Here is an 11,910-nt window from a genome sequence, read left to right on the forward strand (position 1 = left end):
ACTCCTGGCCCCTTCCTGGGCCTCTTCATGCCGGTCCATTCTGTTACCGAACGGTACGGAAACCTGGGACAGGGTCAAAAGCATCAGCCTCGCCGCCGAAGACGACCTTCGCTCCCGCCAAGGTCGGCAAGAAGCCAAAAACATCAGCGCTTCAAGGCGGTGGTTGCGAGGTAAAAAAGGTAGACGCAGGCCCGCTGCTCAACATCGCCTCGACCGACGACATCGAGGTTGCCCTTCGAGCGGCTCGTCGCGCCGGCATCATTACCGCTGCGGGCAAACTGTCGAGAAAGTACCGCTGACCGTTCGCCTTGAGGCAGACGCGCTGGCTTCTCTGCGCATCCTCAGTTGATGACAGCTGCAACCAGCACTCGAGGAAGATCGAGCGTTACGGTGCATTCCACCTCCTGCCCCTCGCGCAGCGAAGCGAGATCGATACCGCTGGTCTTTCGTGTGAGCACATAGCGCCGGTCCTCGCTGTCAAGTACCCAAGCTTGGTTGTACTCCGGCACGAGAGCGACCACGATGGTCCTGACGGTGCGGGTTTCACTGGACATGACAGGATTCTGCGCGCTTCACGATTCGTCAGCGCAGGGCACAGCTCGGCCGGCGCCGGCCCGATACTCCCCGAAAGCGACGCAACCATTTCGGGCTTGCCAGCTTTGCGCTACCGTGCGCTGCGCAAGGGCCCTGCCATGAAGCATCGATTGGAATACTGTCTGGAAAGCCATGAAGATATTTTTCGTTCTTGCCAGCGTGGTTGCCGGTACGGCATGTTTTGCCAATGACGCGGATATCAAGATTTCTATAGTTCAGGCAGGCGAGACCTTAATCTACCGTGTAGCGCATGGCAATGTTGAACTGGAAGCAAAAAAACTAGGCGCTGAGGATGTAGCCAGCTTCCCTTCCGGCGACCCGCTTGAAAAACACCCATTCAAGCAAGTCTTGACGGAAAGCTACTTGGAGAAATATTTGCAATGCGCGAGCAAAGATGCCAGCAATCCTTTAATGAAGGAATGGATTCTCCAACAAAGCGCCAATGCCTCGGAGTGGACCAAAAAGTTATTTTCCACGCCATTAAACGAGCAATATGGAATTGTCTCGGAAGCGCGCGGGCGCAAGGGAATGATCTTCAGTCAGGAAACAGGAAGAATAGTAGGCAACCTTCCATGCGGCATGTCTGTGAAATTCATTCGTGTATCTCCCGGGAGATCTCGCATCGCAATAGTCGTTGAGCGAATGCGCAACGTCGCATTTACGCAGGCGGGTCGTCTGGTGTCATGGGGGGCGAGGCCGGTCGGCGACAATGCCGTATTCATGCATGAGGTTGGCGCCCTGAATAAGGCGGCATCCATGCCGAACTTGGCCCAGGATATCAATGATATTAAACTGCCAGACGATGGCGAGTGGTTCGTTTTGGCTTCAAAACACACCTCCCCTAGAAAAAATCCTGCTGAGCTGCTGTACGCGCTTGCCGGCCACAGCGATAGACGATCGGAAATCTTCCTCCGCAAATGCGACTCGCTTGGGCGGACGATTATTGAGCAGTCAATCGCCTTTGACATTCCAATGACGTCCGCCAGCTTTTTATAAGCGGCCCGGCGAACCGTTGAGGCAAACCGGGGGCAGCAATGCCTTACGAAGTTCTGCCATATAGCTTTCGATTGAATCCATGCCGATGGCCTTTCTCCGCTTGTTTACGCTCGGAAGACTATCGACTGGAAGCAGTTCGACCAGGCATTGGCCTTTCACCTCGGCTTGTGTTCCATAGAGTTGCTGCTGCCCCGAGCCAACAGCGACCCGATCCTCAAGATACGCCAAGTGGGCACCAGGAGCCTCTCCCTGATGAACGCGCTGTCTGAGCAAGGTGATGGCCATCGTCTGGAAAGGGCGGTCTTGGTCGGCATGCTGCACCAGTGCCCAGACCAGGCCTTCTACGACCGCGCCGTGTCGCTTGGTGCTGGGCCATCCGCACCGCTTCAACCAAGGGCGAAGATGCGCGGTGTTCTGCCGATCAACAACCATGATCCGGTCCGCGGCCTGCAGCGCTTGTGCTGACTTCGGATCAGCCTCAAACGGGTACATCGCGCGAACTGCATCCCCAATCTCCTTCATGAGCTGGAGATTGACTGGTGGATCGCATGCGGACCTTCATGCTCGAAGGCGGAGCGCTCAGAACCTCGAGCGGTAGCGGACCTGAGTACAGCGAAAGCGAAGTCACATTGAGGTCCTTCGCAACCTCGTTGTATGCCGCAACCAAATGCGGGAGCCCATGCGTCACCAGCTGCTTCACGTTGGCGACCTTCTTCAGCCAGATCTTCAGGTCTGCGACCGTCATCTTCTTCTCGGCCGCCAGGGCGTTCATAAACACGTCGGCGTCCGCCTCAACGCCAGGATCGACGAACGGTGCTAGCAGCCAGCACGCGCCTGTCGAACTGGCGCGATGGAGGAACCCCACCGAATCCTCTGCGACCCAGGTCTGAGGCGTTCCTTTCACTTTGGACAGCCTCGCGCCTCCCTGGGCCGCCTTCGCTGGTTCGACCGATCCTCGTCCGACCAACTTCAGCTGCATCTTCGGCCCAAGCTCATTCGGCCGACGCGCGACCGTCGGGCCGTTCAGGTCCGGTGCATCGTCGATGCTGAAAGGCGCGCGCCCATCTGGACCGCTTGGCCTGATCTGGAAGATCTGTTCTGGTTCGAATCGGGAGAGCGTCTTCACCGGATCGGCGGTGAAGTCTCGGTAGAAGCCACTTGCTGCCGCCTTTGGATCGTCGGAGGCCGTCCGCGCATAGCAGATCAGCCGCTCGACCACGTTGAGTAGCGGCATGACGATGGCCTTGACCTTCACGCCGCTCTTCTTGCTCAGCAGCTTCTCAACACCGTTGAGGTGATCAGCGTGCGCGTGGGTGATGAAGAGGATGTCGAGATCGGAACCGATCCCTTCTGCCTTGACGTAGTTCGCCACGCATTCATCGCGGCGAGCTTGATAGGTCGACATCGCCCCGCAGTCGACGACGTACCTGATTTTCACTTCCCCATCTTCGGAAAGTTTGCCGGCGTGGAAGCCTCCCTGGCCCACCGGGAACTGCACGCGCTCGTTGAGCAAAGTCATCTTGTTCTCCCTGAAAACCGCGACGAGTATCGCCATGGCCGTAGGCTGCGGGCTGACGGTTTGGTATGACGGGGGCGCACCTACGTCAACGATCGCTCGATCGGTTTCAGGCAGGAACGCCTTTTGAAAGCCCATCTGCGGCCTGGCCGGCTGCTGGCTACGACGTCGCCGCCCCAAGTTCGACCAAAGGGTTTCGGGGGGAAATCAGGCTCCAACCCGGCACGACGACCCGGCCGAGCCCACTGACACTCAAGCCGATCTCGGCGCGTCGGCAATGGGGCGACGGAGATCGTCACCACCGTCAATCGAGCTGATCTCACGGCGCCTCGAAGCGCCGCACCGTTCAATCCGAAGGAGCTCCCGTGCTTGCCCATCTCACCGATGTCATCAATGCGCTCAAAGGCCTGCTTGAAAGCGCAGAACGACACCGGGTCGGCGCGTCCTTCGTGATTGCAGCCGGCTTGCTGAGCCTCGCAGCCATCCTGCTTGTTCGCTAGGAGTCGGCGGGATGCTGGCCTACATGGGAATGTGGGCCGAAGGGATAGACGCAGCCTGCGCGCCTGCTAACTTGACCTATTTCCGTCTGATGGAGACCGCTATGAACAGCCACGCCGCAAGCCCAGCCCCTGCACCTGGTGACCATCAGAAATCCCCAGTCAAGCTGCCAACCGAGCCCGACACGCCGACGCAGACGCCCGTCGCACCTCAGCCCGAAGACAGTCCTGGACATGCCAACGCAGCAGCAGCGCCGGATCGGCGCGCGCAGAGCGTCGAGGATGCTCATGCAGATGGCAGTGATCGATCAAGCGAAACTGAGTCGCCTCGGGACTCGGCTTCGTGACGGCGCACCGCTGATATCTCCCCTGCCCTGCGGCTAGGGCCCCCCTTGTTGATCCACGGTCACCTGCGAGACCGCCGTGCCGTGCCAGCGACGCACCGCCCGCTGGAAGAACAGGCTATTCGGCAACTGCAGCGTGGTGCCGTTCTGCGCATCGCCGCTCTCTAGCAGCGTGGTGTAGACCGGGTTGATTTCGACCACACGCCCCTTCATGCCTGGCTTGTCCCCGGCGTCAAGCAACTCGACGACATCACCGATACGGAAGGATCTGGTGATGTAGATCAGCAGCGTACAGAACAGGTTGGACAACACGCTCCACGCCGCGAAGAACGCCACGGCGCCGACGGTCGCGAAGCCGGTGAAGGCGGTCCAAAGGACGGCGCCGGAGACGCCCATACGCTCCAGCGCCCAAAGCAGCGCGCCGATGTAGACCAGGGCGCCAACCGCACGCAGGAACACCGCGGCGACATTGACCGGCAGACCGTACTTGCCGGTGATCCGATCGATCACCTTGTGCGCCAACCGCATCAGCAACCACGCGCCCAGGCAAATCATGACGACCTCGACGGCAGGCACCAGGATGTCGAGCCAGTCCGCAGCCCAGACGGGCAACCAATCATGCAGGGATTGAATGAGCTTTCTCATAGGTGGATGACGTTGGCGATGGAGGGAGCGCAGGTGCGCCGCAGTTTTACCCCTACGGGCGGCAGTCGACAGCAGGTCAAATCCATCGACTAGCTCCGTAGTTCAGCGGCATCTTGGTCGATCAGCGCACGCCTCTATGCTTCATGCCACTAACCATCTGTCACAGACCTCAAGTTCGGCTCTCGCAAGCCGAAGTTGATGAAGATGGTTTCGGTACTGGCGGCGACCGGCGTAACGGACGAGTAGGGCGTGGTCGCAGTGACCAGCGGCACCTTCCCAGCCTACACAGGCCTATGAACAAGGCGGGTGCTGCCCACCTATCTGAGGTTCACCATGATCACGAGCATCTCCCAAGCCTCGACACCTAGCGCCAGCAGCTCATCGCTCAACAGGTCCGTGGCGACACCCACGTCAACGGGTCCGACGGCCGAGCAGATCCGGGAGGCGCAGGAGCGCGGTGGCGGCACGTTTGACGACCCGTCTCTCAAAGCGACAGTCGTGGACTTGTCCAAAGTCAAGCAACCTATTGAGCAGTTTGGCGAGCTGCGCAGAGCCCAGAACACAGAGGCTGGCCGCAGCATGGAGACGATCAAGAAGGAGCTTGGGAAAATCGAAGCCATGATTGCCAAGCGTCGCCCCGAACTTGCTGGCAACTGGGACTTCAAGCTGGTCGACGGCAAGTTCAAGGTCACAGGGCTGGAAGCTGATGACGCGAAGTGGCTGGAAAAGAAGCTGAACTCCAACACGGCCTTGAAAGGTGCTGCACAGGCATTCGTGTCTACAGCCGTCGAAAACTTGCAAGTGTCCAGCTCGAACCCGCCCCGGGCAGACCTCAACTACGTCACCAAGAAGATGGAGAACTACACGTTCTACAACGTGAAGTCGCAATTGGATGAAAAGTTGTCGTTCAAGTCGCTGTTGTCGCAGGCCGACCAAGTGTTTGACTCAAACAAGATCACCATGGAGGCGCATGACCGCGGCATGAGCGGCTTGGCCGCCGTGGCGACCATGTTGACCGCGAGCAATCAGCCGATCGAAGGACGTGGCGGCTCTTTCTACAACGCCAAATACGACCCGTTGCAGAGCTGAGCGACAGTCGTTGTTGAGGCGCGACGCGCAGCATGACGTCAAGACCATGGTCGCAATTTTTGTTGTGATTCACACAACTGGCCCGCAGGCGTCCGCTGTGTCTGCCTCCGGCGTTGCCATCGCGGCGTCGATCTCAGCCCGGGCCAACCTGGCCCACCGCCCTCCTCCGCGCAGCGCGTCCAACTCAACGGAACGGGCCCTCGCAAAGAACATCGACTCGGCCAATCCATGGGCCAGCAGAACCTGCTTGACCCTCGCCGCCCGATGGCGCAGATCGAAGTCCTGGAACTCGGCTCCACGCACACCGCCACCAGCCACCTGTGCCACGATGCGTCTCAGGTTCTGCTGGGCAAGCACTGAGGCGGCTGGCACGGCGCGGGGCGCTGAGAGCTTGGCCTGTCGGATAAAGGGATTGCGCCCCACCACGAGCCCCCATGGCCTGAGCCCGCCCACCAGGTCCACGGTCATCGCCTCAAGCTTGGTCAGGCCGAAGTCCCTGGCCACCTGCAGCCGAAGTGCTAGGCCTTTGCTAGATTGCGCGATGGCACCCAGCGCTGAGTTCGCGTCCACGTCCCCGCCCTCAACTGGAAGTACGAACGTGCGCAACAGTCTGTGCGCGAGTTCGTCGCCGGCTTCCGCCGCCTGAAACAGCCAGCTCATGCCCAGCTCGACGTCGCGAAGCGCCCCTGAGGCGCGCAGGATGGTGACACCCAGACGTCGCTGCGCTACCACTTCCCCGCTGGCCGCCGCCTTCTCCAGACAGAACCTAGCCATCGGCGGGTTGGCGACCGAACCATTGTGGTTTGAGTGGATCTCGTAGAGACGCATCCACGCCTCAGCGTGACCACCGTCGGCGGCCCGCATCAGCAGCGCGGACGCCTTGCGGAAGTTCAGCCCGGCCACGAGCGACTGCCAGGACAGGCTTCCGACGTCCTTGCCACTCAATGCCTGCCCCAGCATCAAGGCTCCAGCAGTGCTCCCCCGCGCGACGCAGTCATCCAGTTGACCCTCGATGGCTCGACGATCAACCGCGATGGCTGCGCCAGGCAGCGTGCTGGCAAAGGTCAGCGCTTCGAGAACCTTGTCAGCCAAGCCGGGAGCCGGCGCGTCTTCCGATTCCAAGCTGAGAGCCAGCGCTCGGAACAGAAGAAGAGGCTGCTGCCGCATCAGGGCGCGGTCCATCGCAAACGTCAGCAGTTCCGACCACCCGATCCCCTGCAGGTTCTTGAGCGAGCGCAGGCGTGAGACGACGTGCTCTTCGGATCGAGCATCCGATGAATAGCCGGTCAGCACCTTCCTGGCGGCGACATCGCCGCCCGCGGCGGCGCTGCGGAACCACCGCATGCCGGCTTCAGCATCTGTCGTCGTCAGGGAGAGCCAGATTGCCAGCTTCAACTGCGCGCTGGAACGTCCCGCCTGCGCGGCCTGCTGCAGTGTCGCGACACGCCCATGGGCTGCGATCTCGAAGAGATCTAGCGATTCGACGATGAGCTGCCGCGTATCGTCGGCACGTACCGGCTCTGCCTGGTGCAGATACTCAAGCCCGAGTCTCACGTGACGTGGAAAACCGTTCGTGCCTTGCAGGTACTTCCGGCCCGCCTCCAGGCAGGCAGAGATGTCGCCTCGCCGCGCCCTGGAGATCAGTTGGGCGTCTGGTCTTCTCATCCCTCGCCTTCTCCGTACTGGCGCATGAAATAGCCGCCTGTTGATCGATGGGCGCACTCTCCGCGCCATGCCAGTACGCAAGCCTAAGAAGCTGGGCATGACCCGAGCCAGTCCGGCGGATTACGGTTTTGTCACGTTCACGCGGAGCGCGTCGACCTCTCTTTGGGATGACAAACATGTGAATCGAAAGCATGCGTTCTACGCAAGCGATGCCTGTTGAATCCAAGGCACACGAACGACCGGTTTTACGGAGCCAGCACCAGCGCGGCCCTGAGCAAATGGTCGAAGTCATGGATTTCCCTAGACGGTCTGCATAGCCTTCGCAGCGCTTGAGGCGATCCACGCCCTCGGGCATCGACTACTGAATAGGAGAAGTACATGAAGAAGCCAGTCCTCTTGGCCTTGGCATGCAGTGCGATGGCAGGTTCTGCGTTCGCACAAAGCTCGTCGGTCACCCTCTACGGCGTCGCTGACGCTGCAGTTCGTCAGGTGAAGAACGGCAGCGCAGGTACGGTCAAGGGCGTCGCTTCCGGCGCCAACTCGACGAGCCGCTTTGGCGTGCGTGGCGTTGAACAGCTTGGCGGCGGCCTCTCAGCCGGCTTCAACCTGGAGTCCGGCATTGAGCTGGATACCGGCAGTGCCAACGCCAGCAAGTTCTGGAACCGCCGTTCGACCATCAGCTTGATGGGCGACTTCGGTGAAATCCGCCTCGGCCGCGACACCACGCCGACCTACAACAACGCGCTCAACGACGAGTTCGGCATCGTCGGTGTTGGCTCGCGCGGTGTGTTCGTCTACGGTTCCAGTGCAGTGCTGGGTAGCGGTGCCACCACCGCTCAGCGCAGCGACAACGGCGTCAGCTACTTCCTGCCCAAGAACCTGGGCGGTTGGTTCGGTCAGGTGCACGTCGCCGCCGGCGAAGGTGTCGCTGGCAACAAGTACACCGGTGGCCGCATCGGCTTTGAGAACAGCACATTCCTGGTCGGGGGTGCCGTCGGCCAGACCGACGTTGGCGGTGGCCAACCGAAGTTCAAGAACTACAACCTGCTGTTCAACTACAAGTCGCCCTGGGGCACGCTGCACACACTCTACGACGTCAAGAAGTGGGGCCAGCGCAAGGCGCAGGAGCTGTCCGTCGGCGCCACCGTTCCGGTGACGCAGGCCGGCTCGATCCGGGTTGGCTACACCAACGTGAACCGCTCGGGTGGCGTGGTCGGTTCTGGCTATGCCGATGCCGACGACAGCACGCGTGTGGCACTGGGCTACGTGCACGATCTGTCCAAGCGGACGGCTCTGTACGGGACCTACGCCAACATCAGCAACAAGGGTGCCGCGCGCAGCTCCGTGCTGTACACGACGCCGACTGGCATGCGCGGTGGTGAAAGTTCGTCCGGCATGGAAGTCGGCATGCGCCACAACTTCTGATCTTCAAGGCAACTGCGATTGGGAGCGCTCCGGCGCTCCCCGTTTTCGGAGGATGCGCCATGTCCGATCCGCTCCGTCCCACTCCTAGCGCCGGCGCGTACGCTGGAGCGCCCGATGACGACTGGAAAGCTGCAGCGCTGGTCTTCAGAGGCCAGCGGCAGGCATTGATCGCCAGCAACATAGCGAATGCCGACACGCCCCACTATCAGGCGCGCGACATCAACTTCTCGGCAGCGCTTGAAGAGGCCAGTCGGGCCCGACCTGCGACGCCGATCGCGACCACATCACCAGGCCACCTTGCGCCGGAACTTGTGGCGCCACGCAGCACGCTGCAGTTTGCTCAATATGCCGTGCCGTCCCAAACCGCGCTGGACGGAAACACGGTCGACCTTGATCGAGAGCGAGCCTCGTTCGCTCAGAACTCCATCCTGCACCAGCTCGCCGTGACCTCGCTGGATGACGAGCTGAAGGAATTCAAGATGGCCATCGCGGATCCCCGTCGCTGACACGACTTCCGCCGCAAAACCGCGCGTCAGCTCCGTGGCCACCGCTGGTGTTCGTCATCGATGACGTAGGCATGCGAATGCCGCCCGGCGGCGTCGACGGCCGGCATCTTCAGGTGCTCGTGACCTGCATCCAGATTGCCATGGCTGTGAATGACCTCCATAGGATCCTCCTTGGGCCAGAGCCAGAGGCTGGCGAACGTGGTGGCGCCGGCAAGGACGCCAAGCGCGATGAAGCTGACGTCCAGTCCTGCCTTGGCACCGAGCCAACCTGCAACCGGGTAGGTGATCAGCCAACACGCATGGGACAGCGCGAACTGCGCTGCGAACAAGGCGGGCCGATCCTCTGCGCTTGCTGAGCGTCGCAGGAGACGTCCCGAAGGAGTCTGGGCCAAGCAATAGCCCATGCCCAGCACCAGCCACAGCAGGACCAACGTGGCGTATCCACGGGACGCAATCGGACCCAACAGGAGCCCAATGGTCAGCACGCCGGCACCGAAGACCATGACGCGCCGGTCCGGAAGCCGCTCAAGCAGCTTTGGCAGCCCCAGCGCGATGAGCATCGAGCCGGCCCCGAACGCAGCCAGTGCGCCAGCGGTGAATCGCTGGCTGAGCTGCAACTGACTTTGCACGAGCACGACGGTGTTGACGATGACCATCGCGCTTGCGGAGGCGATGGCCAGATTCAAGGCGAGCAGGCCGCGCAGGCGCGGCGTACCGAGGTAGATCCGGCTGCCACGCGTCGTGCGCTCATAGATGCTGCGACGCGGCGGCTGCTTGGCCTTGGGCAGTACGGCGGACACGACCAGGATCGCCGACGCCACGAACCCGACCACCGTGCCGAGGAACAGGCTGTGGAAGCTCACCACCGTCAGCAACGCTGCTGCCAGCGCGGGACTGGCGAGGCTTTCCAGGTCGTAAGCCAGGCGCGACAGGGACAGCGCCTTGGTGTAGTCCGCCTCCTTGGGCAGCACATCGGGAATCGTGGCCTGGAATGTGGGGGTGAAGCCGGCCGACGCCGACTGCAGCACGAAGATCAGGATGTAGACCTGCCAGATCTCCGTGACGAAAGGGAGGGCGAGCGCCACCGCCGCACGAACCAGATCCAGTGCGACAAGTAGCGTTCTGCGAGGCACCTGGTCCGCGAACGCGGAGGCGATGGGCGCCACACCGATGTAGGCCAGCATCTTGATGGCCAGCGCCGTTCCCAGCACGGCGCCTGCATTGGCGCCGGCCAGGTCGTAGGCCAGCAGGCCCAGAGCCACCGTGGCGAGCCCGGTGCCAACGAGCGCGATCACCTGCGCGAAGAACAGGTGGCGATACGTTCGATTTGCGAGGACGTCCAACATATGAGGCTCTCCAGGTGGAGCGCTCCGTCAGCGCAGGGCTGCCGGAGCGCGGATCGGCCGTCCGATCAGTTGCCGGTGTGGTTGGCGGCGATGAAGTTGCCCTGCAGCGTGAAGAACATGTAGAGGTTCTCCTTGGACTTGTCGGCGGCGGCGGCGTCCTTGAAAGTCACCTTCCACTCCTTGCCCTTCTTGCCTTCGATCTGCTCCAGGGTGGAGGGCTTCACGGCCTGCCACGACTTGTCCAGCTTGCCGCTGGAGATGAGGGTCTGCTGGCGCTTGACGGCGCACTGAGACACCGTTTCCTGCTTGGCAGGCGTGCTGCCATGGAAGTGGCAATCGCCATCACCGCCGGCAAAGGCGGAGGTCGACAGGCCCAGCGCGGCCACGACGGCCAGGGAAACGAACAGTTGCTTCATGAGAACTCCTTGATGGTTGGAGGGGGTTGGGGAAACTGGAAACTCGGTTGGCCGCTCAAAGGCTTTCGCGGCCGGGGTTGTCGGACATCTTTTCGATGTCCATGTCTTCGTGCAGGTGCTTGTGCTCCGCCTCGGGGAAGCGCAGGTTCTCCGCGTCCATGTCGTGGTGATAGCCGTGCAGCTGCATCAGCAGCAGCAACGCGCCAACGGCCATCAACGCGTTGTTGGAGAACGTGCTGAAGCGCTTGAACGATTCGCGCTTGCGCCACAGGGACAGCAGCCCCACCATGACCACGAGCGCGGCGATCTGACCGATCTCGACGCCGCCGTTGAAGCTCAGGATGCGCATGAGCATGCTGAAGTTGTCGTCACCCAGCGGCAGTTGCTGCAGGCGCGTCGACAGGCCGAAGCCGTGCAGCAACCCGAAGCCGAACACGACGCGCAACAGGTTGGGAGACGGCCGGTCGAAGTACTTCTGGAAGCCGCCGTTGTTGTCGAAGCCCTTGTAGATCACGCTGATCGCGATCAGGGCATCCACCAGCCAGAAGTTCCACGTGATCTTCATGAAGGTCGCGAAGATCAGCGTGATGCAGTGACCCAGCGTGAAGGCGGTGACGAACTTGGCCACGTCGGTGAACTTCGTGAGGAAGAACACGACGCCAAACAGGAACAGCAGGTGGTCGTACCCGGTCAACATGTGGCTGGCACCCAGCCCGATGTACTGCAGGTACCCGCCATCCAGCATGCGCTGCTTGTCGGCCTCGGAGATGCCGTGGGCCCATGCGGCCGCGGCGGACAGGAACAGGCCCACCGCGAGCAGCGGTCGAGCAAAACGTTGGAACATGATTTCCTTTACTGCTGAGTGAAAACC

The 11,910-nt window shown here is 61.5% G+C and carries 14 protein-coding genes; 6 read left to right on the forward strand and 8 right to left on the reverse strand.

Going from position 1 to position 11,910, the window contains the following annotated elements; translation table 11 throughout:
• A partial coding sequence (locus AC1Q7O_RS26325) for a hypothetical protein (protein ID WP_492662176.1) occupies nucleotides 1-299 on the forward strand: 299 nt, incomplete at its 5' end.
• Between the two features lie 42 nt (nucleotides 300-341).
• Here AC1Q7O_RS26325 and AC1Q7O_RS26330 read toward each other — a convergent pair.
• The gene (locus AC1Q7O_RS26330) at nucleotides 342-554 is read right to left on the reverse strand and encodes a hypothetical protein (RefSeq protein ID WP_492662177.1); all 213 of its coding nucleotides are present in this window, start codon (nucleotides 552-554) and stop codon (nucleotides 342-344) included.
• A 172-nt stretch (nucleotides 555-726) separates the two neighbouring features.
• On the opposite strand from AC1Q7O_RS26330, the gene AC1Q7O_RS26335 reads away from it, so the two are divergent.
• Nucleotides 727-1,590 carry a hypothetical protein gene (locus AC1Q7O_RS26335; protein WP_492662178.1) on the forward strand — a complete coding sequence of 288 codons (864 nt, stop codon included), beginning with the start codon at nucleotides 727-729 and terminating at the stop codon, nucleotides 1,588-1,590.
• Here the strand turns inward: AC1Q7O_RS26335 and AC1Q7O_RS26340 are convergent.
• Complete coding sequence (locus tag AC1Q7O_RS26340; RefSeq protein WP_492662179.1) at nucleotides 1,585-2,112, reverse strand: DUF6624 domain-containing protein; 528 nt, start codon at nucleotides 2,110-2,112, stop codon at nucleotides 1,585-1,587. The genes AC1Q7O_RS26335 and AC1Q7O_RS26340 overlap by 6 nt on opposite strands.
• Entirely contained in the window at nucleotides 2,069-3,109 is a 1,041-nt protein-coding gene (locus AC1Q7O_RS26345; RefSeq protein WP_492662180.1) for an MBL fold metallo-hydrolase, read from the reverse strand. The genes AC1Q7O_RS26340 and AC1Q7O_RS26345 overlap by 44 nt, the downstream gene beginning before the upstream one ends.
• A 362-nt stretch (nucleotides 3,110-3,471) precedes the next feature.
• Between AC1Q7O_RS26345 and AC1Q7O_RS26350 the strand changes: the two genes are divergently transcribed.
• Nucleotides 3,472-3,606, forward strand: a complete 135-nt coding sequence (locus AC1Q7O_RS26350) for a hypothetical protein (protein ID WP_492662181.1) — start codon at nucleotides 3,472-3,474, stop codon at nucleotides 3,604-3,606.
• 377 nt (nucleotides 3,607-3,983) lie between these two features.
• Here AC1Q7O_RS26350 and AC1Q7O_RS26355 read toward each other — a convergent pair whose 3' ends face one another.
• Nucleotides 3,984-4,592, reverse strand: coding sequence for a mechanosensitive ion channel family protein (locus AC1Q7O_RS26355; RefSeq protein WP_492662182.1), 609 nt, complete (start codon nucleotides 4,590-4,592; stop codon nucleotides 3,984-3,986).
• Between the two features lie 333 nt (nucleotides 4,593-4,925).
• Between AC1Q7O_RS26355 and AC1Q7O_RS26360 the strand changes: the two genes are divergently transcribed.
• Nucleotides 4,926-5,681: a hypothetical protein gene (locus AC1Q7O_RS26360; protein ID WP_492662183.1), complete on the forward strand. Its 756-nt coding sequence runs from the start codon at nucleotides 4,926-4,928 to the stop codon at nucleotides 5,679-5,681.
• 69 nt (nucleotides 5,682-5,750) lie between these two features.
• On the opposite strand, the gene AC1Q7O_RS26365 is transcribed toward AC1Q7O_RS26360, so the two are convergent.
• Nucleotides 5,751-7,346, reverse strand: a complete 1,596-nt coding sequence (locus tag AC1Q7O_RS26365; protein WP_492662184.1) for a tetratricopeptide repeat protein — start codon at nucleotides 7,344-7,346, stop codon at nucleotides 5,751-5,753.
• 378 nt (nucleotides 7,347-7,724) lie between these two features.
• Between AC1Q7O_RS26365 and AC1Q7O_RS26370 the strand changes: the two genes are divergently transcribed.
• A complete protein-coding gene (locus AC1Q7O_RS26370; RefSeq protein ID WP_492662185.1) occupies nucleotides 7,725-8,771 on the forward strand; it encodes a porin in 1,047 nt (348 codons plus the stop codon).
• Nucleotides 8,772-8,830: 59 nt separating this feature from the next.
• Entirely contained in the window at nucleotides 8,831-9,277 is a 447-nt protein-coding gene (gene flgB / locus AC1Q7O_RS26375; protein WP_492662186.1) for a flagellar basal body rod protein FlgB, read from the forward strand.
• Nucleotides 9,278-9,303: 26 nt separating this feature from the next.
• On the opposite strand, the gene AC1Q7O_RS26380 is transcribed toward flgB, so the two are convergent.
• From AC1Q7O_RS26380 to AC1Q7O_RS26390, 3 genes are all read right to left on the reverse strand, one after another.
• Complete coding sequence (locus AC1Q7O_RS26380; RefSeq protein WP_492662187.1) at nucleotides 9,304-10,623, reverse strand: MFS transporter; 1,320 nt, start codon at nucleotides 10,621-10,623, stop codon at nucleotides 9,304-9,306.
• A gap of 65 nt (nucleotides 10,624-10,688) precedes the next feature.
• On the reverse strand, nucleotides 10,689-11,039 hold the full coding sequence (locus tag AC1Q7O_RS26385; protein WP_492662188.1) for a DUF6488 family protein: 351 nt from the start codon (nucleotides 11,037-11,039) through the stop codon (nucleotides 10,689-10,691).
• Between the two features lie 55 nt (nucleotides 11,040-11,094).
• Nucleotides 11,095-11,883 (reverse strand): HupE/UreJ family protein, encoded by a 789-nt coding sequence (locus AC1Q7O_RS26390; protein ID WP_492662189.1) that lies wholly within the window; start codon nucleotides 11,881-11,883, stop codon nucleotides 11,095-11,097.
• Between the last annotated feature and the right edge of the window lie 27 nt (nucleotides 11,884-11,910).

The organism is Roseateles sp. GW823-FHT07B05 (assembly GCF_058794515.1).

Coding starts and splice junctions, on each gene's coding strand:
- AC1Q7O_RS26330 (WP_492662177.1), bottom strand. CDS start 554: ATGTCCAGTGAAACCCGCACCGTCAGGACCATCGTGGTCGCTCTCGTG.
- AC1Q7O_RS26335 (WP_492662178.1), top strand. CDS start 727: ATGAAGATATTTTTCGTTCTTGCCAGCGTGGTTGCCGGTACGGCATGT.
- AC1Q7O_RS26340 (WP_492662179.1), bottom strand. CDS start 2,112: ATGAAGGAGATTGGGGATGCAGTTCGCGCGATGTACCCGTTTGAGGCT.
- AC1Q7O_RS26345 (WP_492662180.1), bottom strand. CDS start 3,109: ATGACTTTGCTCAACGAGCGCGTGCAGTTCCCGGTGGGCCAGGGAGGC.
- AC1Q7O_RS26355 (WP_492662182.1), bottom strand. CDS start 4,592: ATGAGAAAGCTCATTCAATCCCTGCATGATTGGTTGCCCGTCTGGGCT.
- AC1Q7O_RS26360 (WP_492662183.1), top strand. CDS start 4,926: ATGATCACGAGCATCTCCCAAGCCTCGACACCTAGCGCCAGCAGCTCA.
- AC1Q7O_RS26365 (WP_492662184.1), bottom strand. CDS start 7,346: ATGAGAAGACCAGACGCCCAACTGATCTCCAGGGCGCGGCGAGGCGAC.
- AC1Q7O_RS26370 (WP_492662185.1), top strand. CDS start 7,725: ATGAAGAAGCCAGTCCTCTTGGCCTTGGCATGCAGTGCGATGGCAGGT.
- flgB (WP_492662186.1), top strand. CDS start 8,831: ATGTCCGATCCGCTCCGTCCCACTCCTAGCGCCGGCGCGTACGCTGGA.
- AC1Q7O_RS26380 (WP_492662187.1), bottom strand. CDS start 10,623: ATGTTGGACGTCCTCGCAAATCGAACGTATCGCCACCTGTTCTTCGCG.
- AC1Q7O_RS26385 (WP_492662188.1), bottom strand. CDS start 11,039: ATGAAGCAACTGTTCGTTTCCCTGGCCGTCGTGGCCGCGCTGGGCCTG.
- AC1Q7O_RS26390 (WP_492662189.1), bottom strand. CDS start 11,883: ATGTTCCAACGTTTTGCTCGACCGCTGCTCGCGGTGGGCCTGTTCCTG.